Source organism: Streptomyces chrestomyceticus JCM 4735 (genome assembly GCF_003865135.1).
Taxonomy (GTDB): Bacteria; Actinomycetota; Actinomycetes; order Streptomycetales; family Streptomycetaceae; genus Streptomyces; species Streptomyces chrestomyceticus.
This window is the reverse complement of the sequence record NZ_BHZC01000001.1, coordinates 5,659,004-5,683,545: the sequence shown is the minus strand read 5'-3', so window position 1 is coordinate 5,683,545 and position 24,542 is coordinate 5,659,004. Positions and strand designations below refer to the sequence as shown.

General features: G+C 71.8%; 25 protein-coding genes, 1 tRNA gene and 1 pseudogene. 12 read left to right on the top strand and 15 right to left on the bottom strand.

What is annotated here, in order from left to right; translation table 11 throughout:
* Positions 1-16 precede the first annotated feature (16 nt).
* The 4 genes and pseudogenes from EJG53_RS24705 to EJG53_RS24690 form a co-directional block, all read right to left on the bottom strand.
* Positions 17-601 carry a hypothetical protein gene (locus EJG53_RS24705; RefSeq protein WP_125046588.1) on the bottom strand — a complete coding sequence of 195 codons (585 nt, stop codon included), beginning with the start codon at positions 599-601 and terminating at the stop codon, positions 17-19.
* A gap of 270 nt (positions 602-871) precedes the next feature.
* Complete coding sequence (locus EJG53_RS24700; protein ID WP_371858723.1) at positions 872-1,801, bottom strand: MurR/RpiR family transcriptional regulator; 930 nt, start codon at positions 1,799-1,801, stop codon at positions 872-874.
* 142 nt (positions 1,802-1,943) lie between these two features.
* Positions 1,944-2,109, bottom strand: a pseudogene (locus tag EJG53_RS42720) (histidine ammonia-lyase); the annotation flags it as partial.
* A 206-nt stretch (positions 2,110-2,315) separates the two neighbouring features.
* Positions 2,316-3,344 carry a LacI family DNA-binding transcriptional regulator gene (locus EJG53_RS24690; RefSeq protein WP_125046587.1) on the bottom strand — a complete coding sequence of 343 codons (1,029 nt, stop codon included), beginning with the start codon at positions 3,342-3,344 and terminating at the stop codon, positions 2,316-2,318.
* A gap of 609 nt (positions 3,345-3,953) precedes the next feature.
* On the opposite strand from EJG53_RS24690, the gene EJG53_RS43960 reads away from it, so the two are divergent.
* From EJG53_RS43960 to EJG53_RS24670, 4 genes are all read left to right on the top strand, one after another.
* The gene (locus EJG53_RS43960) at positions 3,954-4,397 is read left to right on the top strand and encodes an amidohydrolase family protein (RefSeq protein ID WP_371858722.1); all 444 of its coding nucleotides are present in this window, start codon (positions 3,954-3,956) and stop codon (positions 4,395-4,397) included.
* A gap of 11 nt (positions 4,398-4,408) precedes the next feature.
* Entirely contained in the window at positions 4,409-5,038 is a 630-nt protein-coding gene (locus EJG53_RS24680) for a cysteine dioxygenase (RefSeq protein WP_244955311.1), read from the top strand.
* A 66-nt stretch (positions 5,039-5,104) separates the two neighbouring features.
* On the top strand, positions 5,105-6,583 hold the full coding sequence (locus tag EJG53_RS24675; RefSeq protein ID WP_125046586.1) for a purine-cytosine permease family protein: 1,479 nt from the start codon (positions 5,105-5,107) through the stop codon (positions 6,581-6,583).
* 10 nt (positions 6,584-6,593) lie between these two features.
* Positions 6,594-7,010, top strand: a complete 417-nt coding sequence (locus EJG53_RS24670; RefSeq protein ID WP_125046585.1) for a hypothetical protein — start codon at positions 6,594-6,596, stop codon at positions 7,008-7,010.
* Positions 7,011-7,366: 356 nt separating this feature from the next.
* Here EJG53_RS24670 and EJG53_RS24665 read toward each other — a convergent pair whose 3' ends face one another.
* Entirely contained in the window at positions 7,367-8,758 is a 1,392-nt protein-coding gene (locus EJG53_RS24665) for a cystathionine beta-synthase (RefSeq protein ID WP_125046584.1), read from the bottom strand.
* 312 nt (positions 8,759-9,070) lie between these two features.
* Between EJG53_RS24665 and EJG53_RS24660 the strand changes: the two genes are divergently transcribed.
* The 3 genes from EJG53_RS24660 (at position 9,071) to EJG53_RS24650 (ending at position 12,746) form a co-directional block, all read left to right on the top strand.
* Positions 9,071-10,099, top strand: coding sequence for an SGNH/GDSL hydrolase family protein (locus EJG53_RS24660; protein WP_244955667.1), 1,029 nt, complete (start codon positions 9,071-9,073; stop codon positions 10,097-10,099).
* 123 nt (positions 10,100-10,222) lie between these two features.
* On the top strand, positions 10,223-11,443 hold the full coding sequence (locus tag EJG53_RS24655; RefSeq protein ID WP_125046582.1) for an acetyl-CoA C-acetyltransferase: 1,221 nt from the start codon (positions 10,223-10,225) through the stop codon (positions 11,441-11,443).
* A gap of 391 nt (positions 11,444-11,834) precedes the next feature.
* Positions 11,835-12,746 (top strand): hypothetical protein, encoded by a 912-nt coding sequence (locus EJG53_RS24650; protein WP_125046581.1) that lies wholly within the window; start codon positions 11,835-11,837, stop codon positions 12,744-12,746.
* Between the two features lie 57 nt (positions 12,747-12,803).
* Here EJG53_RS24650 and EJG53_RS24645 read toward each other — a convergent pair whose 3' ends face one another.
* Entirely contained in the window at positions 12,804-13,118 is a 315-nt protein-coding gene (locus tag EJG53_RS24645; protein ID WP_125046580.1) for a hypothetical protein, read from the bottom strand.
* A gap of 98 nt (positions 13,119-13,216) precedes the next feature.
* Between EJG53_RS24645 and EJG53_RS24640 the strand changes: the two genes are divergently transcribed.
* Positions 13,217-13,444: a DUF4287 domain-containing protein gene (locus EJG53_RS24640; protein ID WP_003984087.1), complete on the top strand. Its 228-nt coding sequence runs from the start codon at positions 13,217-13,219 to the stop codon at positions 13,442-13,444.
* A 108-nt stretch (positions 13,445-13,552) separates the two neighbouring features.
* Here EJG53_RS24640 and EJG53_RS24635 read toward each other — a convergent pair whose 3' ends face one another.
* On the bottom strand, positions 13,553-14,410 hold the full coding sequence (locus EJG53_RS24635) for a Bax inhibitor-1/YccA family protein (RefSeq protein WP_125046579.1): 858 nt from the start codon (positions 14,408-14,410) through the stop codon (positions 13,553-13,555).
* Positions 14,411-14,666: 256 nt separating this feature from the next.
* On the bottom strand, positions 14,667-15,065 hold the full coding sequence (locus EJG53_RS24630; RefSeq protein WP_031009418.1) for a rodlin: 399 nt from the start codon (positions 15,063-15,065) through the stop codon (positions 14,667-14,669).
* Between the two features lie 213 nt (positions 15,066-15,278).
* Here EJG53_RS24630 and EJG53_RS40705 point away from each other — a divergent pair, with 213 nt between their 5' ends.
* The gene (locus EJG53_RS40705) at positions 15,279-15,452 is read left to right on the top strand and encodes a hypothetical protein (RefSeq protein ID WP_167515162.1); all 174 of its coding nucleotides are present in this window, start codon (positions 15,279-15,281) and stop codon (positions 15,450-15,452) included.
* Between the two features lie 112 nt (positions 15,453-15,564).
* On the opposite strand, the gene EJG53_RS24625 is transcribed toward EJG53_RS40705, so the two are convergent.
* The 5 genes from EJG53_RS24625 to EJG53_RS24605 all read right to left on the bottom strand — a co-directional run bounded on the left by EJG53_RS24625 (position 15,565) and on the right by EJG53_RS24605 (position 18,205).
* Complete coding sequence (locus EJG53_RS24625; protein WP_030021627.1) at positions 15,565-15,966, bottom strand: rodlin; 402 nt, start codon at positions 15,964-15,966, stop codon at positions 15,565-15,567.
* 136 nt (positions 15,967-16,102) lie between these two features.
* Positions 16,103-16,411 (bottom strand): hypothetical protein, encoded by a 309-nt coding sequence (locus EJG53_RS24620; RefSeq protein WP_125046578.1) that lies wholly within the window; start codon positions 16,409-16,411, stop codon positions 16,103-16,105.
* A gap of 236 nt (positions 16,412-16,647) precedes the next feature.
* Positions 16,648-16,881 (bottom strand): chaplin, encoded by a 234-nt coding sequence (locus tag EJG53_RS24615; RefSeq protein ID WP_031009422.1) that lies wholly within the window; start codon positions 16,879-16,881, stop codon positions 16,648-16,650.
* 285 nt (positions 16,882-17,166) lie between these two features.
* Positions 17,167-17,568, bottom strand: a complete 402-nt coding sequence (locus tag EJG53_RS24610) for a rodlin (RefSeq protein ID WP_125046577.1) — start codon at positions 17,566-17,568, stop codon at positions 17,167-17,169.
* Between the two features lie 346 nt (positions 17,569-17,914).
* Entirely contained in the window at positions 17,915-18,205 is a 291-nt protein-coding gene (locus EJG53_RS24605) for a hypothetical protein (RefSeq protein ID WP_030021621.1), read from the bottom strand.
* Between the two features lie 344 nt (positions 18,206-18,549).
* Between EJG53_RS24605 and EJG53_RS24600 the strand changes: the two genes are divergently transcribed.
* A complete protein-coding gene (locus tag EJG53_RS24600; protein ID WP_125046576.1) occupies positions 18,550-19,104 on the top strand; it encodes an STAS domain-containing protein in 555 nt (184 codons plus the stop codon).
* 89 nt (positions 19,105-19,193) lie between these two features.
* Here the strand turns inward: EJG53_RS24600 and EJG53_RS24595 are convergent.
* Positions 19,194-19,275: transfer RNA gene (locus EJG53_RS24595), tRNA-Leu, on the bottom strand.
* A 426-nt stretch (positions 19,276-19,701) separates the two neighbouring features.
* Here EJG53_RS24595 and EJG53_RS24590 point away from each other — a divergent pair.
* A complete protein-coding gene (locus EJG53_RS24590; RefSeq protein ID WP_125046575.1) occupies positions 19,702-20,481 on the top strand; it encodes an ABC transporter ATP-binding protein in 780 nt (259 codons plus the stop codon).
* Positions 20,482-20,528: 47 nt separating this feature from the next.
* The gene (locus tag EJG53_RS24585) at positions 20,529-23,069 is read left to right on the top strand and encodes an ABC transporter permease (RefSeq protein ID WP_125046574.1); all 2,541 of its coding nucleotides are present in this window, start codon (positions 20,529-20,531) and stop codon (positions 23,067-23,069) included.
* An 81-nt stretch (positions 23,070-23,150) separates the two neighbouring features.
* Here EJG53_RS24585 and EJG53_RS24580 read toward each other — a convergent pair whose 3' ends face one another.
* On the bottom strand, positions 23,151-24,461 hold the full coding sequence (locus EJG53_RS24580) for an SAM-dependent methyltransferase (protein ID WP_125049570.1): 1,311 nt from the start codon (positions 24,459-24,461) through the stop codon (positions 23,151-23,153).
* Positions 24,462-24,542: the final 81 nt, after the last annotated feature.

Here is a 24,542-nt window from a genome sequence, read left to right as displayed (position 1 = left end):
GTTTCCCCCCGCGCCATCAGACCTTCGCCGTCTTCGGCCGGGCCGCCTTCGCCCCGCCCGGACGCGCGTCCTTGGCCGCCACACCCGTCGTCAGATAGCCGCGGACGTCCTTCCCCGCGGGCCCGCCGCGTACGGCCGCCTCCGTACGGACCCACAGCAGCGCGTCGTGCTCCCGCTCCCAGCGGCCCAGCCACAGCGCCTTGGCCCACAGCCCGAGCCCCGCCCCGGCCAGCAGCATCCCGCCCGCCGCGGGCAGCACGAACGAAGAACCGACCGCCGCCAGGAACGCAAGCAGCAGCCACCAGCGGTGCGCCCGGCGCCAGACCCGCAGCGTCACGGCACGGTCCTGGAGGATCACCGACCTACCGGCCCGGGACGCCGCCTTCGCCAGGCGCGCGTACCGCTTGCGGCGCACCGCGAAGACCCCGTACGCCGCGACGACGAACAGCGCCGCCCCGGCGTACACCCCGATCCGCCGCCCGGTCAGGCCGGGCACCAGCGCGCCCGCCCCCGCGGCCAGCACACCCGGCCACCACAGCCACCCGGCCGGCGCCCGTACCAGCACCGCCACCCGCGCCAGCGCAACAGCCCCGCGACCCACGACAACCTCCTCGCTCCACGGTCCGGCCACGGACCGACGTCACGGCGGCGGATGGTAGCCAGCCCGTCTGAGAATTCCCTGAAACCGCGAGGTGCGCCGGGCGGGCCTAGGGCGCGTCTTTCGGATCATCCTGGGCCCGCGACGCCTGGCACGGCACCTCGCGGCGTTGTCGCATCACCCACGGACACCCAGTCCGAGGGCAATGCTCCGCCTTGCGATGCACCGCACCAGACGCCGCGGGCTGCTCCAGGCTGATCCAAAAGACACGCCCTACTCCACGAACAGCCCCCGCTCGGCCGCCTTCGCGTCGAACTCCTCCAGCCGCGCCTGCGCGTCCGGCAGCGCGTCGCACATCGCCTCCAGCAGCACCCGGCCGAGCAGCATCGGCGCACAGGCCGTGTCGAAGGCGAGGCCGGTGCCGACCGCGGCGGGCAGCAGCAGGTCGGTGTGGCGGGCGACCGGCGCGAAGGCGCTGTCCGCGACCGTCACGACGGTCAGGCCGGCGGCGCGCGCGTACTCCAGGGCGTCCACCACCTCGCGCGGGTGGCGCGGCAGCGCGAAGCACAACAGGGTGCTCGCGCCCGCCTGCACCGCCGCGTCGATACGGTCGGTGAGCATCGTGCCGCCCTCGTCGAGCAGCCGGACGTCCGGGTGGACCTTGCGGGCGAAGTACGCGAAACCGGCGGCCTGCGCGGTCGCCGCCCGCAGCCCGAGGACCGGCAGCGGCCGGGAGGCCGCGAAGAGCCGGCCCGCCCGGACCACCGGGCCCGGGTCGGCCAGCACCGCCGCGAGGTGCCGCAGGTTGTCGATCTCGGCCTGCACGGCCTGCTGGTACTCGTTGTACGTCCCGGTGCCGCGCGCCGTCGCGGCGGGCGCGACCTCGCGCAGGTGCTTGCGCAGCGCCGGGTAGCCGTCGAAGCCGAGGGCGACCGCGAAGCGGGTCACCGAGGGCTGGCTGACCCCGGCCAGTTCGGCCAGTTCGACGCTGGAGAGGAAGGGCGCGTCGGCGGCCCGGCGCACCATGCAGTGCGCGATGCGCCGCTGGGTCGGGGTGAGACGGTGTCCTTCGAAGAGCTTCTGCAGGCGCGCCGCCGTGCCGGTGTCCGCTCCGGGACCGGGCTCCGGTGTCCCCCGCATGCCCTCGTCCGTTTCCGCTTCCGCCGCCGTACCGCCGCGGTCCTCGCCGCCGTCCCCGTTCATCGCTGCCTCCCGGCCGTGTTCGCGGCCGTGCTCCCGGCCTTCATGTGGTTCCTGGTCGTGCGGGGCGGCGGTGTACCGCGCGGGTCCCGTCCCGCCGCCCGACTGTACGTAATCGGGACACGTTCCCCGTCCCGCCGCCCACGGTGGACACCGCGGGGCGCGGTCCCGCACCGCCCGCCGGCAGTTGGTCGGCGCGTACGGCGAGCATGGCGCGCACCTCGCGGGCGGGCAGCGGACAGCGGGTCGCCGATCGCCCCGGCGTGGCTGCGCAGCAGGCGCAGGCCGTGCCCGTCGTCGGCGACGGCCACGCCAAGACCGCGTCCTTCGAGGGCGACCGTGGGCACGGCCCCGGCGGAACGCGCCGCGGCCGGTGTACGGCCGGGCCGGCTGCCCTGGTGCGGAGTCCGGGACGGCATGGCGCGCGGCTCCCTTCCCCGACAGCCCCTATTCACTCACTGATGACTCTGCATGACGATATACAGTCGGGCAAGGGCGCCGGGCCGTGGAGCCCGCGTCACGGGCGGCCACCCGCCCGTACCGCCGACCCCCGCTCGCTCAGCCGCGGCGCGCACAGCATCCGCTTGCGCCGCACGCGCCGCCCTTCGATCGCCGCGACGGCCAGCCGCGCCGCCTCCTCGGCGATGCCGGCCAGTCCCCAGTCCAGCGTGGTCAGGGGCGGGGTGAGCACCCGGGAGACGGGGTGGTCGTCGAAGCCGACCACCGAGACGTCCCGGCCGACCGTCAGCGACGCCTCGGCCGCCGCCGCGTAGACCCCGTACGCGATCGAGTCGGAGAAGCAGAACACCGCCGTCGGCGTCGCCCCGCCCGGCCCGCCGCCGCCCAGCACGCGCCGCGCTACCGCCGTCGCCTCGCCCAGTTCCTGGGCGCACGGCAGGACTTCGGCGGTGATGCCGAGGCGTCCGGCGGCCTCCCGTACGTACACGTCGGCGGGCCGGTCGGGGGTGGACGGGCCGGTCGGCGTCAGGACGGTGACCCGGCGGTGGCCCAGCCCCGTCAAGTACTCCAGTACGGCGTCGATCCCGGCGCGGTTGTCGAACAGCACCTCGCCCGCCGTACGGGCGCGGCGCAGCGAGTCCCCGATGGACACCACCGGCACCGCCTCGGCGATCGGCGCCCAGCCCGCCGCCGAGGGGTCGACCGGGGACACCAGCAGGCCGTCCACGCGCTGGTCGCGCAGTTGTTTGGCCAGGGCGAGTTCGCGCTGCGGATCGCCGCCCGCGTCGAGGATCAGGGCGTAACGGTCGCCCGCGAGCAGCTCCCGTCCTATCGCCGCCATCAACTGCTGCTGCCACAGGTCCTGGAGGTCGCCGGCCAGTACGCCGACCATGCTCGTCCGGCCACTGGCCAGGGCGCGGGCGATGGGGTCCGCCTCGTAGCCGAGTTCGGCGGCGGCCTTGCGCACCCGTTCCTCGGTCTCCTTGGAGACGTGCGTGCCGCGCAGGGCGTAGGAGACGGCGGCGGTGGAGAGCCCGGTGGCCTCGGCCACCTCGCGGAGGGTGGGGCGCTTACGGGGCCTGACCATGCCGGAAGCCTACCCAAGGCACCGGCGTCTCCCGCGTGTTGTGCCGCCCGTCCGCCGTCGGGTGCGCGCGGGCGCCCCTGCCGTTCCCTTGACGCCGCTTTGGTTAATCGCTTCACTCAATCGCATCACTGAAGCGGTTAACCTCCTCCACCCACGGGAGGAAGTCCGTGCCTTCCGATGTCCACCAGCACGTGTGGCCACAGCAGTTCACCGAATTGCTGCGCGCCCGCCGCGTACCGCCCCGCCTGGACGGCTGGACGCTCCATCTGCCCGGCGAAACCCCGTACACCGTCGACCCCGCCGACCACGACCTCACCGCCCGGACGGAGCTGGCCCGCAGCGACGGGCTCGACCGGGCCCTGATCTGCCTCTCCAGCCCGCTCGGCGTCGAATTCCTGCCGCCCGCCGAGGCCGTCCCGCTGCTCGACGCCTTCCACGAGGGCGCGCTCGCGCTGCCGGCCCCCTTCGGCGTCTGGGCCTCACCCTGCCTGTCCGCCCGGATCCCCGGCCCCGCCTCCGTCGCACGGCTGCTGCGCCGGGCTGCAACTCCCCGCCACCGCCTTGCTCGACGCCACCGGGTGGATGCGCTGCGCGCCTCTCCTCGACGCCGTGGAAGACCTGGACAGACCCCTGTTCATCCACCCCGGCCCCGCTCCCCCGGCCCTGCCGGGCAGCCCTCCCTGGTGGCCCGCCCTGGTCCCGTACCTCCAGCAACTGCACGCCGCCTGGTTCGCCTTCCGCGCCTTCGGCCGCCCCCGCCATCCGCGCCTGCGCGTCTGTTTCGCCGCCCTCGCGGGCCTCGCCCCGCTGCACGGCGAACGGCTCGCCGCGCGCGGCGGCCGGGACCGCGGGCGCGTCGACCCCGGCGTCTTCTACGACACCTCCTCCTACGGCACACGCGCCGTGGACGCGGTCGTGCGCGCCGTCGGCATCGACGCGGTGGTGAGCGGCAGCGACCGCCCGTACGCCGTACCGGACGTGCCCGACCTCGGCGCCGCAGCCGTACACGCCCTGCGCACCGCCAATCCCGCCCGCCTCCTCGGCCCGGCGTAAGGAGCCCGCACATGTCCCCCGAGGTCCCCGCGGCGCCCCCGCCGCACGACGCCTCCGCGCTCTTCGCCGCCCTCCCCGACCGCAACCTCGGCAAGCGTGAACTGCGCACCCTGGTCGACCGGCTGGCCCTCGCGCCCGGCCTCTGGCGCGGCGAGGTCGCCTTCTCCGACGCCGAGCGGCACTACGCCTCCCTCCACCGGGACACCTATGTCGACATCTGGCTGCTGTGCTGGACCCGGCGGAACGACACCGGCTGGCACGACCACGACCTCTCGTCCGGCGCGGTCCGGGTCGTCCAGGGCGTGCTGACCGAGTCCAACCCGCGGATCGGCGGCGCGCACCTGGCCACCGCCGTCCGGGCCGGCGCCTCCTTCTGCTTCGGCCCGGACCACATCCACCGCCTCACCGGCGCCACCGACGACGCGGTGAGCCTGCACGCGTACTCGCCGCCGCTGTGGCGCCTGGGGCAGTACGCCATCACCGAGGACGGACTGATGCGCCGGCTCCCGGTCTCGTACGCGGACGAGCCGCGCCCGTTGGAGCCCGCGGTCTGCGCGGATGTCCGTACGCCCGGAGCCGGGACCGCGCCCGCGGCCGCTCCCGAAGCCCCCGGTTCTCCCTTTTCCGGTCCCGGGTATTGATTTTTCCATTCACCCGCGCCGATCCTGCATCAACTCATACAGCCGATGCGCGGAAGAGGGCAGCCGATGGCGGCAGTGGTGGAACAGCGCACGATCGACGTCGTCCCGGACGACGAACGCCACGGCACGCCGGTCAGCCAGTTCACCCTCTGGCTCGGCGCCAACCTGCAGATCACCGCCGTCGTCACCGGCGCCCTGGCCGTCGTGTTCGGCGCCGGCGCCTTCTGGTCCCTGGCCGGTCTGCTGCTCGGCAACCTCCTCGGCGGCGCGGTCATGGCGCTGCACTCGGCCCAGGGGCCGCGCCTCGGCCTGCCGCAGATGATCACTTCCCGGGCGCAGTTCGGGGTGCGCGGCGCGGTGGTGCCGCTGGCCCTGGTCATCGTGATGTACATCGGCTTCTTCGCCAGCGGCACGGTCCTGGCCGGGCAGGCGGTCGGTGAGCTGACGCACCTGGGCGACACTCCGGGCATCGTCGTCTTCGCCGTGGTCACGGCCGTCGCCGCCGCGGTCGGCTACCGGCTCGTCCACCTCCTTGGCCGCGTCGCCAGCGCCGTCTGCGCGCTGGCCTTCCTCTACCTCGGCGCGCGCCTGCTGGAGCGGGCCGACCTGGCCGTGCTGCTGCACGACCGGTCCTTCTCCTTCCCGCTCTTCCTCCTCGCCGTCTCGCTGTCCGCCTCCTGGCAGCTTGCCTTCGGCCCGTACGTCGCCGACTACTCCCGCTATCTCCCCCGGCACACCTCCGCCCGCGCCACCTTCTGGTGGACGCTGTCCGGCTCGGTCCTCGGCTCGCAGTGGTCGATGACCTTCGGCGCGCTCGCCGCCGCCGCGGCCCCCGCCGCCTTCGTCGGCCACGAGGTCTCGTACGTCGTCTCCCTGGGCGGCACCGGCCTGATCGCCTCGGCGCTCTACTTCGTCATCGCCCTCGGCAAGCTGACCATCAACGTGCTGAACACCTACGGCGGTTTCATGTCGCTGGTCACCAGCGTCAGCGGCTTCCGCAGGCCGGGGCCGCCCGGCGCCGGGGGCGAGGGGAGCACGATCACGCCGCGCGGCCGGGCCGTGTACATCACCGGCATCATGCTCGCGGGCACCGCCGTCGCCCTGCTCGGCAAGGACTCCTTCCTCACCTCGTTCAAGGACTTCCTGCTGTTCCTGCTGACCTTCTTCACCCCCTGGTCGGCGATCAACCTGGTGGACTACTACCTGATCTCCAAGGAGCGGTACGACATCCCGGCGCTCAGCGACCCGTCGGGCCGCTACGGCGCCTGGAACGGCCGGGCACTGGCGGTGTACGCGGCCGGGGTGCTGGCCCAGTTCCCCTTCCTGGCCACCCACTTCTACACCGGCCCGCTGGTCTCCCCGCTCGGCGGCGCCGACATCTCCTGGCTCGTCGGCCTGGCCGTACCCGCCGCCCTGTACTGGACCGTCGCCCGCGACGACACCGGCCGTGTCCCGCCCGCCGCCCTGGAGGAGCCGGAAGAGCCGGGAGCCACCCCCACGAATACGGGGGAAAGCCCTACCGCGCGGCCCGCCTCCCGTCCGTAATCTCGGCAGCATGGCTACCCATGACCCGGAGTTGCGGAAAGAACTCGACGCGACCCTGCAGACCCGCAAGGAGCTGGGGCCGGAGTACGAGTCGGAGTTGGTCGAGCGCTTCCTGGAGAAGCTCGACACATCGGTCGACCAGCGGGTGCGCCGGCAGTTCGCCGAGCAGCAGATGCAGGTCGCGCGCGGCGCCCTGCCGGCCCGCCCGCGGTCCGCGCCCGGCAACGGCTACGGCGAGCGCTTCGGCTTCGCCACCGTCTCCCTGGTCCTGGCGATACCGCTGTCCGCGATCGGCGCGGCCCAGGCGGACCTGATCGGGCTGCTGGTGAGCTGGGCCGGGATCGTCGGCGTCAATGTGCTGCACACCGGCGGCCTCTTCGGGTGGGCGCCCGGGAAGCGCAAGCGGGAGACGGACGGGTGGGACTGAGCCGGCCGGCGCGCGGACCGGTGCGCGGACCGGCGCCCCGGCCGGTCCCGGGGCTGATGCGCGGGGACCGCCGCACCCCGGCCGGAGCCAGGGGCGGGACGACGGCGGTCCCCGCGAAGGACGCGGACCGGGTCAGGGCCGGCCGTCGCGTCCGGGCGATCTGCGGAAGGTCCGGGAGCCGCTCCGGAAGTCCGTGTCGCCACCCTCACCACTGTGCCGGGCCAGTGTTAAGCCCGTGCTGCGGGCGCGTGACGCATACGTACACCTTGCGGTGTCCGCCCGTTTCCTGACGGTCACTTGACGCCGGCTGTCCTCGGCGCCGCGCACCACCCGTCCCGGGCTCCCCGGTGACCGCGCTACGCCTGCTTGGCGTCCCGCGCCAGGAAGGCGAGCAGGTCCTGCCGGCTCACCACGCCGGTCGGCTTGCCCTCGACGAGCACGATCGCCGCGTCCGCCTTCTCCAGGACCGCCATCAGGTCACCGACCGGCTCGCCCGAGCCGACCTGCGGCAGCGGCGGGCACAGGTGCTTCTCCAGCGGGTCGTCGAGCGACGCGCGCTGGGCGAACAGCGCGTCCAGCAGCTCCCGCTCCACGACCGAGCCGACGACCTCCGCCGCCATCACGTCGGGGTGCCCGGCGCCCGGCTTGACGATCGGCATCTGCGAGACGCCGTACTCGCGCAGCACCTCGATGGCCTCGCCGACCGTCTCCTCCGGGTGCATGTGGACCAGCGAGGGCAGCGCGCCCTCCTTGTACCGCAGCACGTCGCCTACGCGCGCCGCGGGACCGGCGTCCTCCAGGAAGCCGTAGTCGGCCATCCACTCGTCGTTGAAGATCTTGCTGAGGTACCCGCGGCCGCTGTCCGGCAGCAGCACGACCACCACGTCGTCCTCGCCGAGCCGCTCGGCGACCTCCAGGCCCGCCACGACCGCCATGCCGCAGGAGCCGCCGACCAGCAGGCCCTCCTCCTTGGCCAGGCGCCGGGTCATCTGGAAGGCGTCCTTGTCCGAGACCGGCACGATCTCGTCGGCGACCGTACGGTCGTAGGCGCTCGGCCAGAAGTCCTCACCGACGCCCTCGATCAGGTACGGACGGCCCGAGCCGCCGCTGTAGACCGAGCCCTCCGGGTCGGCGCCGATCACCTTCACCCGGCCCTCGCTCGCCTCCTTCAGGTACCGGCCGGTGCCGCTGATCGTGCCGCCGGTGCCCACGCCCGCGACGAAATGAGTGATCTTTCCCTCGGTCTGTTCCCACAGCTCGGGACCGGTCGTCTCGTAGTGCGAACGCGGGTTGTTGGGGTTGCTGTACTGGTCGGGCTTCCAGGCGCCCGGCGTCTCCCGCACCAGCCGGTCCGAGACGTTGTAGTACGAGTCCGGGTGCTCCGGGTCCACCGCCGTCGGGCAGACCACGACCTCGGCGCCGTACGCCCGCAGTACGTTGATCTTGTCGGTGGACACCTTGTCCGGGCAGACGAAGATGCACTTGTAGCCCTTCTGCTGGGCCACGATCGCCAGGCCCACCCCGGTGTTTCCCGAGGTCGGCTCGACGATGGTGCCGCCCGGCTTCAGTTCGCCGGACTTCTCGGCGGCCTCGATCATCCGTACGGCGATCCGGTCCTTCACGGACCCGCCCGGGTTGAAGTACTCGACCTTCACCAGGACGGTCGCCCGGATCCCTCGGGTGACGTTCCTGAGCTTCACCAGCGGGGTGTTGCCGACGAGCTCGATCATGGATTCGTAAAACTGCACGGTGGTCTCCGCTGTCGGGGGCGCGCTGTCCTGCGCCCATCCGACCAGCCTATTGCCCACCCCTCATGGAGTCGCCGCGCGTTGTACGGCCCGCCCGACGGGGCACCACCTTGGTACGGCGCTTCCCGCCGCCGCCACCACGGCGTACCGGCCCAGGCCCCGCGACCGTCCTGCCACCGACTCCGCCGCCGCTCCGATCCCGTCCGCCCGTCCCTCCACACCGCACTCCGCACCACTGTCCGCACCGCATTCCGCACGCATTCCGCACCATGTTTTGCACGCACTGCACGGGGAGGTGCCCGGCCTATGCCGATGACGATGTCCAGGGCGAGGGTGGCACGGCGGATCGCCACCGCCGCCGCGGTGGGCGGCGGCGGGATCGGTCTGCTCGGCGTGGCCGGTGTCGGCCTGCTGCTGACCGAGGTCCGTCTCGCCCGCCGTACGGTCGGCGGCTCCAGCGACCGGCCGCCCTGCGCGGACGGCCGCTACGGCTCCGCCTTCGCCCACCGCACCGACCGGCCGCCGCTGCGCCTGGGCTTCCTCGGCGACTCCACGGCCGCCGGACAGGGCGTCCACCGCCCCCGGCAGACCCCGGGCGCGCTGCTCGCCTCCGGCCTCGCCGCCGTCGCGGAGCTGCCGGTCGACCTGCACAACGTGGCGCTGCCCGGCGCCCAGTCCGACGACCTCGACCGGCAGGTCACGCTCGTCCTGGCGGAGCCGGGGCCGGTGCCCGACGTCGCCGTCATCATGATCGGCGCCAACGACGTCACCCACCGGATGCCGCCGGCCCGCTCGGTGCGCCTGCTGTCCGACGCGGTCCGCCGGCTGCGCGAGGCGGGCTGCGCCGTGGTCGTCGGCACCTGCCCCGACCTGGGCACCATCGAGCCGGTCTACCAGCCGCTGCGCTGGGTCGCGCGCCGCCTGTCCCGGCAACTGGCCGCCGCGCAGACCATAGGGGCGGTGGCGCACGGCGCCCGTACGGTCTCGCTCGGCGACCTGCTGGGCCCCGAGTTCGAGGCGCACCCCCGCGAACTGTTCGGCCCCGACAACTACCACCCCTCCGCCGAGGGGTACGCCACCGCCGCGATGGCCGTCCTGCCCACCCTCTGCGCCGCACTGGGCCTGTGGCCCGAGGAGGAGCGCCCGGAGCCGTACCGCCGCGAGGGCATCCTCCCGGTCGCCGAGGCCGCCGCGCAGGCCGCGGACGAGGGCGGCACCGAGGTCACCGCCACCCGCGCCCCGTGGGCCCTGCTCAAGCACCGCAGGCGGCGGCAGATCCCGCCGCCGGAGCCGACGGAGGCCGAGGTGGGGACCGGCCGGACCGGCCGGCCGGGCGACTGAACACCCGCCGGATAAGCGCTCGCTTAGAAAAGAGTTCCGCATCACAAGCCCTACCGCGTGACCTCCGCCCTACGGCCGGGTAACTTCCCCCACAGCCCTGCCAGTCCTTCCTCTGGAGCCGTCATGCCCGAAGCCGTGATCGTTTCGACCGCCCGCTCCCCGATCGGCCGCGCCTTCAAGGGCTCCCTGAAGGACGTACGGCCGGACGACCTGACCGCCGGGATCATCCAGGCCGCCCTCGCCAAGGTCCCCGCGCTGGACCCGAAGGACATCGACGACCTGATGCTCGGCTGCGGCCTGCCCGGCGGCGAGCAGGGGCACAACCTGGGCCGGATCGTCGCCGTGCAGATGGGCATGGACCACCTGCCCGGCTGTACGGTCACCCGCTACTGCTCGTCCTCCCTCCAGACGACCCGGATGGCCCTGCACGCCATCAAGGCGGGCGAGGGCGACGTCTTCATCTCGGCCGGCGTGGAGACCGTCTCGCGCTCCGTGAAGGGCACCTCGGACGGGATGCCCGAGACCCACAACCCGCTCTTCGCGGACGCCGAGGCGCGTACCGCCGCCCGGGCCGAGCAGGAGGGCGCCGACTGGCACGACCCGCGCGAGGACGGCCTGCTCCCCGACCCGTACATCGCGATGGGGCAGACCGCCGAGAACCTGGCCCGCGCCAAGGGCGTCACCCGCCAGGACATGGACGAGTTCGGCGTACGGTCCCAGAACCTCGCCGAAGAGGCCATCAAGAACGGCTTCTGGGAGCGCGAGATCACCCCGGTGACCACACCGGACGGCACGGTCGTCAGCAAGGACGACGGCCCGCGCGCGGGCGTCACCCTCGAAGGCGTGCAGGGCCTCAAGCCGGTCTTCCGCCCCGACGGCCTGGTGACGGCCGGCAACTGCTGCCCGCTCAACGACGGCGCCGCGGCCCTCGTGATCATGTCCGACACCAAGGCCCGCGAGCTGGGCCTGACGCCGCTCGCCCGGATCGTCTCGACCGGGGTCAGCGGCCTGTCGCCGGAGATCATGGGCCTCGGCCCGGTCGAGGCGTCCAAGCAGGCCCTGCGCCGCGCCGGCCTGGGCATCTCCGACATCGACCTGGTGGAGATCAACGAGGCGTTCGCCGCCCAGGTGATCCCCTCGTACCGCGACCTCGGCATCGACCTGGACCGGCTGAACGTCAACGGCGGCGCGATCGCCGTCGGCCACCCCTTCGGGATGACCGGCGCCCGCATCACCACCACGCTGATCAACTCCCTCCAGTGGCACGACAAGCAGTTCGGCCTGGAGACGATGTGCGTGGGCGGCGGCCAGGGCATGGCGATGGTCGTCGAGCGCCTGAGCTGACCCCGGCCGGGCGGCCGCCGTCCCCGGCGGACGGCGCCCGCCCGGTGGTCACGGACGGCCGCCGGCGCGCGGCCGCGACCCGCTCCCGCGACCGTCCGTGTCCGTACGTCCCCCAGCGGCGCCACACCCGCACCCTGCGTCCCAACTGACGTACGCAGAGCGACCGTCGGTGAGCTGGGTCACCGGTTGACGCGATCGCGATCAAATAGCGACCAGGATTGTGACCAAACCCCCCACGAGGTCACGTCATCGCAGGTCAGCGCGGCGTCACCCGAACGTACGAGGACGGAATCCCCGCCCGGCCGAGGACCTGCGGCACTGGGCCCGGTCGCCGACGAGCGGCAGCCTGATGTAGGAAGTCGGGGGACATTCTGCTAATGGGAGTACGTCAGTGAGCGCCATCACCCTTGCCCTGCTGCTGGCCGCGGCGGTCGCCGTGACCCTGGGAGCGGCTGCCCTGCACACCGCCCACGCGCTGCGCCGCCAGGTCACCGGGCTGCGCGCCGAGCTGCTGGCCGCGTACGCGGAGACCCGTGCCGAGGCGCGTGCGCAGTCCGCCGCCGCGAGCATCCCCGCCGCCCGCACCACCCCGGACGCCGGGCACGCGCTCGCCGACATACGGGCCGCCGTCGCCGACGCGCTGGCCGAGGAGCGGGAGCGCGAACTCGCCGAGGCCCGCGCCTTCTGGGCCGCCCAGGAGGCCCGGGACGCCGCCGACGCCCCGTCCCTGATGGGCCCGCTGGACGGCGGCACCGACCACTTCGACCCGCACGAGCGCCTCGACGACGTGTACTTCCTGCCCCGGCAGGCGGACCTCGCCGGGCTGGAGCCGCTGCTCGGCCCGGACGCGCCGCTCACCGCCGACGGGCCGGGCGCCCTGGAGCCGGTGGACGCGCTGGACAGCGAGGCCGCCGAGGAGGCGGAGTCCGCCGAGCTGGCCGCCGCGCGCCGGCGCCACCCCTCGCACCCGGACTTCACCCCGGCCCCCGCCGTCGGTGACCACGAACGCACCGTCGGCCGTCTGGAGGAGCTGGCCCGCGACCGCACCCCGCTCGCGGACGTCCGCCCCGGCCCGCTCGGCACCCTGGACGTCTACGTCTTCACCGACGGCACCACGATCTGCATGACGCCCGGCCACCGGGAGACCGCCGAGCGCGTCGCCGCCGCCCTGCGCGCGGGCAGCGCCCCCGTCCTGCTGGGCGGCTCCGGCATCTCCGGCGCCTACGCCCTGACCTTCTCCTGGGGCCCCGCCACCACCGACAGCGTCTACATCCTCGCGGACCGCGTCATCGCGTCCCTCTGAAAGCCGCCTGCCGGAGGATCCGGCCGGAAGCAGCCGTTCCCCGGGGCCCCGGGGGCCTCAGCAGCGCGCCGCGGCCCCCCGCACCAGTTCCACCGCCTCCGCCAGCGCGCGCTCGTCACCGGCGGCGCGTATCGCCTCCACCAAGTCGTGCCCGGCCACCGCGACTTGGTCGCCGACCGCGAACATCCCGGCGTCCGGCAGCTCGCGCGGCTCCCGCCCCGGCTCTTCGACGCGCTGCGCCCGCGCCGCCAACTCTCGGGCCACGGCGAGCGCTTCGGCCGCGGCACCGCGCGCGAGGGCGCTCTGCGGCAGCGCCCGCAGGCGGTCGGCGAGGGCTTCCACGGCAGTCTGCAAAGGCGTCACGTCAAGCACAGACCGAGCTTATGCGCCACTCCCGGGTGGTTGCCAACACCCCAACGGTCAGGCACGGTGGGCTGAAGGACCAGCATCGAACGCGTCCGGAGGCGCCGATGTCTCAACTCTTCTCCGAAGAGACCCACCGGAACCTGCTCTCCCGCATCCCCCACTGCACCGGCCGCGAAGTCTCCGACTGGCTTCGCACGGTAGATGAAGGCCCCGCTCTCTTCCGCTTCGAGGAGAAGGTCAGCTGGCTCCGTGGCGAGCACAACCTCGCCTACGGGCACGCCAAGGCGATCGTCCACGAGTACGACCTCAGGCGCGCCGCGCGCAAGCTTTAGCCGTGCCCGCCGGAAGACAGGCGAAGGGCCCGTGGGAACACCCACGGGCCCTTCGTCATGTCACCGGCGGGGCGCCGCGCCGGACGTCGCCCGGCGCGGTGCCGGACCTCAGTCCCGGAGGATCGAGATCAGCCGCAGCAGCTCCATGTAGATCCACGCCAGCGTCACGGTCAGGCCGAACGCGGCCAGCCAGGACTCCTCGCGCGGAGCGCCGTACGCGATGCCGTCCTCGACCTGCTTGAAGTCCAGGGCCAGGCAGAGCGCGCCGAGCACCACGCCGACGACGCCGAACAGGATGCCCATGCCGCCGCTGCGGAAGCCGAGGCCGTCACCGCCGCCGAAGGCCATGAACAGCACGTTGACGAGCGACAGCAGCACGAAGCCGAGCAGCGCGATCATCAGGTAGCGGGTGAAGCGGGCGGTGACCCGCACGATGCGGGTCTTGTAGGCCACGAGCATGGCGACGAAGACCGCCATGGTGCCCATCACGGCCTGCATCGGCGCGCCGGCGAGCTTCGGCACGTCGTTGATCGCGCCGCTGAGCGCGCCGAGGAAAAGGCCCTCGAACGCGGCGTAGGTCAGGATCAGGGCCGGCGAGGGCTTGCGCTTGAAGGACTGGACGAACGCCAGCACCATCGCGATCAGCCCGGCGCCGACGGCGAAGCCGAGGCTCTTGGTCAGGAAGATCCAGCCGACGGCCGCACCGGCGATCACGGTGCCGAGCGTCATGCCGGTACGCAGCACGACGTCGTCCATCGTCATCCGACGGGTCTGCGGCGCGTACTGCGGCGTCTGGGTGCCCTGCGCGGCGTCCTGGGCGTAGGGGTTGCCGCCCTGGGCGTACGGGTTGGTCCCGGCGTAAGGGTTCGCTGCGGCCCCGGCCTGCGGCGGCGCGTCGAAGCCCGCGTAGCCGTTGTTGTCGCGGCTGAACCCCCGTCGCGAGAAGACCGGGTTGCTGCTCCTCATCTCACTCCTCCATGGCCGCCCTGCGCGGCCTTCCCACCAGGGTAATGGCTTGGCAAAAGCGCGTTCTAGTTCTTGAGCAGGATCTTCACCGCAACTTGGGGTGATCAATCCCGCCCGGGGACGAATCCCCCGGTGGATCACGTCGGTAAGACGTACGGGAGGCCCGAAAGGTGCCCGGACGCCGTTGAGGGACCGTACGCGGGCGGCGTGCGGTCCCTCAACGGGTTTCGGCGGCCGGTGGCGGCCGCCGGACGGGTCACTCGTTGTTGACGCCGTTCTGGGAGAGGAGCGGCAGCTTGTCGATGATGTGCGACAGTGCCTGGTCCTGCTGGGACTCGGTCGAGCTCTCGACACACTCCTGGTACTGGTCCGAGGACAGGATGTCCTGCACGCCGACGTTGACCAGGGCCACGATGTTCTGGATGTTCACGACCGGGATGCCGATGCACAGCTTGTTCAGCGAGTCACCGATGAGCGTGGCGTCCGGGCTCATGTCGCCCTCGGTGCCGCCGTTGCCGAATGCCTGCGCCGAGTGGTTTCCGTTGGCCGTACCGGTGCTGCGGCCGTCACCCACCGCCATGGCCTGCGGAGCGGCCGCTGCGGAGATACCGACCAGAGACGCGGCAACTGCCACGCTCGCCATCATCTTGTTCATCTCGAAACCCCTTCAGGAAATGAACTCCCATGACGAAGGGAGCCCTGTAAGAAACAACCCGGCACGGCCCGGAAAGTTGCGCATCATCACCCGAACAGATCGACATTCCAGCTCCCTGCCCGGATTCCCACTCTTCCGTGTGGGCTTTCGGCAGCACGTTCCGGGGACGATTATCCCGGCCCCGCCGGACAGCGAAAGGACAACGGTTACCGCATGGTCGCCCCCGTGGACGCGATGCGCGTGAAAGAGGAAATCGTCGAAGCGGTGCGCCGCGGTGACGACGCCGGCGTCGACACCCTGCTCGGCCGCTTTGCGCGGGTCGCCGATCTGGAAGCGCTGATGAGTCTGCGCAGAGCTTTGCTGGAACAGCCGGACGAGACCGGCTGACACCGGTGCGCGGACCGGTCACCGGCCGCCGGTGACCGGTCACAGGGAAAAGGGCCCGCGCCGCCGGACGGCGGCGCGGGCCCTCGGTCCGGTCACCCGGCGACGGCACCCGTCACTGGTTGTTGGTGCCGTTGACGGAGAGGACCGGCAGCTTGTCGATGAGGTGCGACAGCGGCCCGTCGCCCTGGACCTGGGTCGAGTTCTCGACACACTGCTGCTTCTGGTCCGAGGACAGCAGGTCCTGCACACCGACGTTGACCAGGCCGACGACGTTCTGCACGTTGTCGATGGGCACCGCGATGCAGGGCTTGTTGAAGGAGCCCTGGATGAGCGCGAACTGCGGGCTCATGTTCCCCATCGTGGAGAAGTTGCCGTACGTCTGGGCCGCGCCGTTGCCGTTGACCGTGGTGACCTTGCGGTGGTCTCCGACGGCCGATGCCTCTGGGGCGGTGGCGGCCGCGATACCGACAATGGAAGCAGCCGTGGCCACTGTTGCCAGCGCCTTGTTGATCATATGTGATCCTTCGCGTTTCGGGATGCTCTTTACCCGGGGCAGTTTGCACAACTCGGTGTGACGAGCTTGGTTGTGCTCCATCACTCAAATGATTTCGCGTACAACTGAGCGGCACAGTCGTACTGCGGGCCGGGCCTTACTTCCTGGCCGGCTTGGCCACCTCGACACCCTTGAGCCCCGGCGTCTTCTGCGTGACATCCCCGACGGTGCTCAGCAGCTTTTTCGTGCCGGGGGAACTCTGCAGATCACCGGAAGCGTTCTCGACGGTCCGGACCACCGGGTCGAGCTGGCGGCCGTCCAGTTGCTTGTTCTTCAGGGCGTCCGCAAGGCCACCGTTCAGACTGAAACTCGGCACCTGCCCCGGTGCCCCGGCGAAAACGGGGGACGCCGCTCCCAGAGCCATGACGGAACCGGCCAGAAACGCGGCCGTCTTCGCGTACTTCACTTTCCGCTGTCCTTTCCTGAGCGGTGTTGCCGGACGCCGCGGCCGACATCGCCGCGCGGCCTCCCCCGGCTCTCTCCGGACCACCGCTTTCTCGGTGTTCAACGATGTCGGCCCGAAAGAGAAACCCATCCGTTTCACCACTTCCCGGCCCCCTCCGACGCGAAGGGCCCCGGCACGCTTGGCTGGCGCGCCGGGGCCTTTCGCTCCATCCACTGCTACCCGTTCGACGCGGTGCGTCAGTCGTTGACGCAGGTGTTGCCGAACGCCGGGTTCAGCAGACCGATGATGTCGATCGAGTTCCCACAGAGGTTGACCGGGATGTGGATCGGGATCTGGAGAACGTTGCCGGAGAGGACGCCCGGGGAGTTCTGGGCGGCGCCCGAGGTACCCGCGTCGGCGAACGCCGGAGTGGCGGCTCCGGCCGCCATGAGCGTTCCAGCAGCGACTGCGGCAACCTTCGCGTACTTCACTTTCAGCCCTTTCCGCAGCGGAGTCTGAAACGGTCACGTCCTTCGTGCCGCACGGGCGCCTTTGCGACCGCCCGTAACGCCGCTACCAATATGTGTAACGATTCGTCCGCGCCGACGAAACTCCTGCGAAGTCGATTTTCACGAGGAATCGCCCGAATGGTTCAGCGCGGCACAGATAGAAGAGTGGGGTAATGCAGGAACTGCTCGCGCTTTTTCTGAAGCGCAAAGGCCCGAGTCGTTCAGGAGGAGAGAACCGACGCCCCGGGCCTTTCACGGCAGACCGGCTCAGCTATTGTTGACGCCGTTCTCGGACAGCAGCGGGAGCTTGTCGATGATGTGCGACAGCGCCTGGTCGCCCTGCGACTCGGTCGAGTTCTCGACACACTGCTGGTGCTGGTCCGAGGACAGGATGTCCTGGACGCCGACGTTGACCAGGGCCACGATGTTCTGGATGTTCTCGATCGGGATGCCGATGCACGGCTTGTTGAGCGTGCCTTCGATCAGGCTGAGCTGGGGGGACATGTCACCCTCGGTGTTGGCGTTGCCGAACGCCTGCCCCGCGCCGTTGCCGTTGGCCGTCGACGTGCCGCGACCGTCACCGACGGCCATGGCCTGCGGAGCTGCCATGGCCGAGACGCCGACGACGGACGCAGCTACGGCCGTCGCGGCCAGGAACTTCTTGATCACGATTCACCCTTCTCGAAGCGGAGTGTCCGTTTCCGGAGCATCCTGGACAACTCGCGTCCGCCAGTTCAGTTTCGCCGGTTCACCCGAATGCCATGAAACCGTAGACACATATCACCGCGCCGCGGCTCACCCGGAGTGCGCCGGACAATCCGAAGCCCCTGCGGCCGGGCCGCCGTCACCGAATCGCGAAAATGAGCGAAACCGCCATCGGCTCCGCCCAGCGTGCCTTTCCCCGCCCCTGGTGCCATAATTCCGCCGCACAGAGAAAGGCCCCGCGACACGCGGGGCCTTTCCTGGTCTCAGCGGGCGGGCGGGCCCAGGAGCCGCCCGTCCCGCGGAAGCCGGCTCACTGCTCGACGTTGCCGATCGCCAGGCCGACCTTGGTCACGTTCTTCTTGTACTTGAACTTGTACGTGTCGTTGTCGTTGTACGTGTACGCCTTGTTGTCGTTGTACTCGTTGTGCTCCTTGTGCACCCGGTCACAGTGGAACTTGCCGTACTTGGCACCGCAGTTGTTGCCGGCGCTGAGGCGCGGCGCGTCGTCCCACGACGCGGCGGAGGCCAGGCCCGAGAGCGGGACGACGGCAAGGGCGGCGATGGCGAACGAGCCCGCGGTACGACCGATGAACTTGCGCATGCTTTCTCTCCTCGTGCGCAGAAATGTGACACGGGATGTCTACCGCGGCCGTATCCGATCGAACACGCACTGCCATGTGATATATCTGTTCGGGTCCGAAGTGCGACCATTTGCAGCACCAGCGTTTCCCCCGTGGAAATGCTTGCGCTATCCACGGCGAGACGCATTCGTGCGGTCCGCCGAATGCGGGACCGGCCCGCGGGGCACGGCGCCCGCCGGCGGCCCCGCACGGCGGGCACGCCCCGAGCCGGCGCCGGGGAACGGCGCGCCGCCCGGCACACTGGACGGGAGCGGGGACACGCCCCGGGAGCCCGGCCGGATCCGGGCGCAGACGTGGAGGAGCGATGGCCCAAGGCAGGCGGCACCTGACGATCACCACGGTCGTCGACGCCGAGGAGTGCGCGGTCCTCCGGGTGGCCGGGGAACTGGACGTGCACGCGGAGCAGCAGTTCCTGGACGAGGCGGGCGCCGTGATCGCGGCCGGGCACCGGTTCCTGGTGCTGGACCTGACCGCGCTGCGGTTCTGCGACTCCCGTGGCCTGAACTGCCTGCTCGCCCTGGAGTGGCTGTGCCGCCGCATGAACGGCCGCCTGCTGCTCGCCTCCCTGGGCGTCCGCGTCCTGCACGTCCTCCTGGTCACCCGGGCCGTGGACGCGCTGTCCTGCTTCCCGACCGTCGGCCACGCGCTGGCCGCCGTCCCCGAGGAGATCCGCCCGTCCTGGCCGCCCGGGGGTACGGTGGCCGACGGTACGGTGAACAGCGACGGCGACGGCAGTGACAGCTTCGGCAGTCGTGACGGCAGTGTCGGCGACGGCGTCAAGGGCCACGCTCCGGACGCGTACCGGTCCGACGACCGGGAGCGGCCGCAGCAGAGCAGTCGGGACCGGTCCGCCCCGTAAGCTTCCGGACGCACATCACGGACATCACCGGCACCGGGAGCCCCGGAACGCCGGGCCGGACGACCGCCGGGCCCGGCGGTCAAGTGCTGTGCCCGGAGCCGGACTTGAACCGGCACGGCCCGAAGGCCAGCGAGGTTTAAGCTCGCCGTGTCTGCATTCCACCATCCGGGCCTGGGATCCCCCATGCCGCCTCAAAGGGGGCAGCACGAGCCTAGCCCGCAGGGCCGTCCGAACAGGGGCCCGTCTTCCCGAGGTTGTCTTATTTTATTGGCAACTGAGGGGTCATCAGCGGCTGGTACGGGCCGTCGGCACATGCCTGCGGCCCACCCGCGCCGCTCCGGCGCCTGCCGCGCACCGTGTCCGGATTGACGGAAACTCGACGCCTTGCGTGCGCCCCCTTGCGCGCCCTTCCGCCCCCCGACCCCTCAGGGTCTGCCTCCTACCCAGGGATGACCGGCCGGGTCCGCGCTACGCCCCAGGGCTCCCCCAGGACGGGCTCAGGGGGTGACGTTGGCGTGCCCACGTCTACCCCACGATGGGAAAGGCCGCTTCCACCCGGCCCTCCCCGGTCCCGACGTTCGACAGGAGTCCCTTTCCGTGACCACCCCCCACACCGGCGTTCCCACCGCCACCCGCACCACGGTGGCCGCACGCGCCACGGACCTCACCAAGGTCTACGGACAGGGCGAGACCCAGGTGGTCGCGCTGGACCAGGTGTCCGTGGAGTTCCGGCAGGCCGAGTTCACCGCGATCATGGGCCCCTCGGGGTCCGGCAAGTCCACCCTGATGCACTGCATGGCCGGACTGGACGCCATATCCCGCGGCTCGGCCCTGATCGGGGACACCGAGCTGAACGGCCTGAAGGACAAGAAGCTCACCCAGTTGCGCCGCGACAAGATCGGCTTCATCTTCCAGGCGTTCAACCTGCTGCCGACGCTCACCGCGCTGGAGAACATCACGCTGCCCATGGACATCGCGGGCCGCAAGCCCGACCGGCAGTGGCTGGACCAGGTCGTGCAGACCGTCGGCCTGTCCGGGCGGCTCAAGCACCGGCCCGCACAGCTCTCCGGCGGCCAGCAGCAGCGCGTCGCGGTGGCCCGCGCGCTCGCCTCCCAGCCCGAGATCATCTTCGCCGACGAGCCGACCGGCAACCTCGACTCCCGCTCCGGCGCCGAGGTGCTCGGCTTCCTGCGCAATTCCGTGCGGGAACTGGGCCAGACCGTGGTGATGGTGACCCACGACCCGGTGGCGGCGGCCTACGCGGACCGGGTGATCTTCCTCGCCGACGGCCGCATCGTCGACGACATGGCCGACCCGACCGCCGACCGGGTGCTGGAGCGCATGAAGGGCTTCGACGCCAGGGGCCGCGTCAGCTGACCGGTACCAGCAGTCCGCCCCCACCGCCTCCTCCCACAGGACCCACCATGTTCCGTACCGCCTTGCGCAACGTGCTCGCGCACAAGGCCCGGCTGCTGATGACCGTCCTCGCCGTCATGCTCGGCGTGGCCTTCGTCTCCGGCACCCTGGTCTTCACCTCCACCCTCTCCGAAGCCACGCAGAAGAGCTCGCAGAAGGGCTTCGACGGCGTCGACGTGGCCGTCCAGCCGCACCGCCCCGACACCGCCGACGCCGCGCCCGGCAAGGCCCCCGGGCTGAGCCAGGCGCTCCTCGACCGGGCGGGGAAGGTGCCCGGCGCGGCCGGCGCCACCGGCACCGTCCACGGGTTCACCGCCATCGCCGACAAGAAGGGGCAGCAGGCCGGCAACGGCACCAGCGCCCGCGGCCGCAACTACTACCCCGGCGCGGACGGCAAGGACGCCCGCTTCCCGATGACGTCCGGCACCGCCCCCAAGGGCCCGCACGAGATCGCGCTGGACTCCGGGACCGCCGCGAAGACCGGCTACAAGGTCGGCGACACCGTACGGCTGTCCGTCGACGGCCCGGTCCGCGAGGCGAAGATCTCCGGCATCTTCACCACCGACGACGGCGCGGTCTCCACCGGCGGCAGTCTCACGCTGTTCGACACCGCGACGGCGCAGAAGCTGTTCGCCGCGCCCGGCGAGTTCAGCGAGATCGACGTCAAGGCCGCGCCCGGCACGTCCCAGGACGCGCTGAAGGCGGCGGTCGACAAGGTGCTGCCGGCCACCGCCGAGTCGGTCACCGGCAAGAAGATGGCCGACGACCAGGCCGAGATGATCGCCAAGAGCATGGACAGCATGAAGACCGGCCTGCTGGCCTTCGCCGGCATCGCGCTCTTCGTCGGCATCTTCATCATCGCCAACACCTTCACCATGCTGGTCGCCCAGCGCACCAAGGAACTGGCCCTGATGCGCGCGGTCGGCGCCAGCCGCCGCCAGGTCACCCGCTCGGTGCTGATCGAGGCGTTCGTGGTCGGACTGGTGGCCGCCGTCACCGGCCTGCTGGCCGGTGTCGGCATCGGCGCCGGGCTGCGGGCGCTCACCGGCGCCCTCGGCACCGTCCCGGAGGGCCCGCTGGTCGTCGCCCCCTCCACGATCGTCGTCTCGCTGCTGGTCGGCACCGTGGTCACGGTGCTCGCCGCCTGGCTGCCGGGCCGCCGCGCCGCGAAGATCCCGCCGGTCGCCGCGATGAACAGCGTGCACGCGGCGGCGACCACGAAGTCCCTGGTGGTACGGAACGCCATCGGCGCCGTCCTGGCCGGCGCGGGCATCGCCTGCGTCCTGGGCGCCACCGCGATGGGCACCGACGGCAAGGGGCTGATGGGCCTCGGCGCCGGACTGCTCATGATCGGCGTCTTCGTGCTGACGCCGCTGCTGTCCCGCCCGCTGATCGCGGCCGCCGCACCTGTGCTGCGCGCGTTCGGCATCTCGGGCAAGCTGGCCCGCCAGAACGCGGTGCGCAACCCGCGCCGTACGGCCGCCACGGCCTCCGCCCTGATGATCGGGCTCACCCTGGTCACCGGCCTGACCGTGATCGCGGGCAGTGTCCAGAAGGCCGTCGACAAGATGGCGACCGACGCCCTGAAGGCGGACTACGTCGTCAGCATGGCCACCATGGGCCCGCTCTCCCCGGACGTGGCGAAGACGCTGGCGGCCGACCCGAAGGTCACCGCCTCCAGCCCGGTGCGCAGCGCCGTCGCCCGGATCGGCGGCGGGACGGAGTCCCTGACCGGCGTCGACGGCAGGACGATCGGCGAGCTGACGAACCTGGACTTCGCCGCGGGCTCCCTCGACGGGCTCGGCGCCCCGAAGACCAACCGGGCGGTCGTCGACAGCGACACCGCCAAGGAGCACGGCTGGCAGGTCGGCTCGTCCTTCGAGGCGACCTTCGAGGACGGCAAGAAGGGCCGCCTCACCGTCTCCGGTGTCTTCGAGGGCAACGAACTGCTGCGGGGCATCCTGCTCGACACCTCCGTGCTCACCCCGCACCAGCAGCACCCCACCGACGCGCAGGTGCTGGTCAAGGCCAAGGACGGCGTCAGCGAGGCCACCAAGGACGCGCTGACCGAGACGCTCGGCAAGAACCCGGCGATCACCGTCAAGGACAAGAAGGACGTCTCCGAGAGCATCGCGCAGCTCATCAACCTGCTGCTGAACATGCTCTACGGGCTGCTCGCCATGGCCGTGGTCGTCGCGGTGCTCGGCGTGGTCAACACCCTGGCCATGTCGGTCTTCGAACGGTCGCAGGAGATCGGCATGCTGCGGGCGATCGGCCTGGACCGGGCCGGCATCAAGCGGATGGTGCGGCTGGAGTCGCTGGTGATCGCGCTGTTCGGCGGGGTCCTCGGCATCGGCCTGGGCGTCTTCTTCGGCTGGGCCGCCGGTGAGCTGATCGGCAGCTCGATGTCCACCTACGAGCTGGTGCTCCCGTGGGGCCGGCTGGGCATCTTCCTGGCGCTCGCCGCCGTGGTCGGCATGCTGGCCGCGCTGTGGCCGGCCCGCCGGGCCGCGAAGCTGAACATGCTGGCGGCGATCAAGGCCGAGTAGCCGCCGCCCGTACGGCACGACCCCGGTGCCCGGTCCGCTCCGCGCGGGCCGGGCACCGGGGTCGCCGTGTGCCGTACGGGGTCAGCCGCGCCATTCCCGGGCGCGCAGCGGCAGCCCCGAGGCGCCGGAGCCCGGTGTGCGGACCGCCAGCACCTGGTTCACGCCGATGCGGTTGCGCTCGAAGGACAGGGCGGAGGCGGCCATGTACAGCCGCCACACCCGGGCGCGGCCCGGCGTCGACAGCCGTACCGCCTCCTTCCAGTGCGCCTCCAGGTTGGCCACCCAGGCGCGCAGCGTCAGCGCGTAGTGCTCGCGGATCGCCTCCACGTCCCGCACCTCGAACCCGGCGTCCTCCAACTGCCCGACGGTACGGCCGACCGGGGCCAGCTCGCCGTCGGGGAAGACGTACCGGTCGATGAACTCGTCGACGTGGTAGGCGTCCTCGTCGGCCAGCGGGCGGCGGGCGATCTGGTGGTTGAGCAGCCGCCCGCCGGGCTTGAGGAGGGCGTACAGGTCGGCGGCGTACTCGGCGTAACGGGCGCGGCCGACGTGCTCGGCCATGCCGATCGAGGAGATCGCGTCGAACGGCTCGTCGTGGACCTCGCGGTAGTCCTGGACGCGGATCTCGATCCGGTCGGCGAGGCCCGCCTCGGCGACGCGCTTGCGGCCGTAGGCGGCCTGCTCCTCGGAGAGGGTGATGCCGACGACCCGTACGCCGTACTCGCGGGCCGCGTGCAGGGCCATCGAGCTCCAGCCGCAGCCGACGTCCAGCAGCCGCTGCCCCTCCTCCAGGCGCAGCTTGCGGCAGATCAGGTCCAGCTTGTCGCGCTGGGCCTCCTCCAGGGTGGCGTCGGGGCTCTCCCAGTACGCGCACGAGTAGACCATCGACGGGCCGAGCACCAGCTCGTAGAAGTCGTTGCCGACGTCGTAGTGGTGGCTGATGGCTTCCTTGTCGCGGCGCAGCGTGTGCAGCGGGCCGTGGCTCTTGGGGGCCTCTTCGGCGGGCGGCTTGGGCGGTACGGGAAGGCCCGCCAGGGTCACCAGTTCGCGGGCGGCGGCGCGGATCTCCGGCTTGGCCAGCGCGCGCAGGGCGGCGGCACGCTGTGGCTTGTCCGCCGCCGTACCGCGCTCCCAGACCAGCCCGGACAGCAGGTCCAGTGCCTCGTACAGGTCGCCTTCCACATCGATCTCACCGGCCACCCAAGCGCGCGCGAGGCCCAACTCCCCCGGTTTGAACATGAGGCGGCGCAGGGCGCGACGGTGGCGGATGACAAGGGTGGGTGCGCCCGGCGGGCCGTACTCGCTGCGGTCCCAGGCGCGGATGCGGACCGGGAGCGGGGCTCCCAGCACCTCCTCGGCGAGCTTGGAGAGCCGTCCAGCGGCGTCGGCCATGTCGCACACCTCCGTGTTGACGAGAAGGGCGAAGACAGTTTCACCCACCATGTAAACGCCGTCCGGGCGCCCGCTAGTCCC

Bases quoted from the DNA above. Each gene is read 5' to 3' on its own strand.
- EJG53_RS24700 (WP_371858723.1), bottom strand. From the start codon at position 1,801: ATGAACGGGGACGGCGGCGAGGACCGCGGCGGTACGGCGGCGGAAGCG.
- EJG53_RS24690 (WP_125046587.1), bottom strand. From the start codon at position 3,344: ATGGTCAGGCCCCGTAAGCGCCCCACCCTCCGCGAGGTGGCCGAGGCC.
- EJG53_RS24680 (WP_244955311.1), top strand. From the start codon at position 4,409: ATGTCCCCCGAGGTCCCCGCGGCGCCCCCGCCGCACGACGCCTCCGCG.
- EJG53_RS24675 (WP_125046586.1), top strand. From the start codon at position 5,105: ATGGCGGCAGTGGTGGAACAGCGCACGATCGACGTCGTCCCGGACGAC.
- EJG53_RS24670 (WP_125046585.1), top strand. From the start codon at position 6,594: ATGGCTACCCATGACCCGGAGTTGCGGAAAGAACTCGACGCGACCCTG.
- EJG53_RS24660 (WP_244955667.1), top strand. From the start codon at position 9,071: ATGACGATGTCCAGGGCGAGGGTGGCACGGCGGATCGCCACCGCCGCC.
- EJG53_RS24655 (WP_125046582.1), top strand. From the start codon at position 10,223: ATGCCCGAAGCCGTGATCGTTTCGACCGCCCGCTCCCCGATCGGCCGC.
- EJG53_RS24640 (WP_003984087.1), top strand. From the start codon at position 13,217: ATGTCTCAACTCTTCTCCGAAGAGACCCACCGGAACCTGCTCTCCCGC.
- EJG53_RS24635 (WP_125046579.1), bottom strand. From the start codon at position 14,410: ATGAGGAGCAGCAACCCGGTCTTCTCGCGACGGGGGTTCAGCCGCGAC.
- EJG53_RS24630 (WP_031009418.1), bottom strand. From the start codon at position 15,065: ATGAACAAGATGATGGCGAGCGTGGCAGTTGCCGCGTCTCTGGTCGGT.
- EJG53_RS40705 (WP_167515162.1), top strand. From the start codon at position 15,279: ATGGTCGCCCCCGTGGACGCGATGCGCGTGAAAGAGGAAATCGTCGAA.
- EJG53_RS24625 (WP_030021627.1), bottom strand. From the start codon at position 15,966: ATGATCAACAAGGCGCTGGCAACAGTGGCCACGGCTGCTTCCATTGTC.
- EJG53_RS24605 (WP_030021621.1), bottom strand. From the start codon at position 18,205: ATGCGCAAGTTCATCGGTCGTACCGCGGGCTCGTTCGCCATCGCCGCC.
- EJG53_RS24600 (WP_125046576.1), top strand. From the start codon at position 18,550: ATGGCCCAAGGCAGGCGGCACCTGACGATCACCACGGTCGTCGACGCC.
- EJG53_RS24585 (WP_125046574.1), top strand. From the start codon at position 20,529: ATGTTCCGTACCGCCTTGCGCAACGTGCTCGCGCACAAGGCCCGGCTG.
- EJG53_RS24580 (WP_125049570.1), bottom strand. From the start codon at position 24,461: ATGGCCGACGCCGCTGGACGGCTCTCCAAGCTCGCCGAGGAGGTGCTG.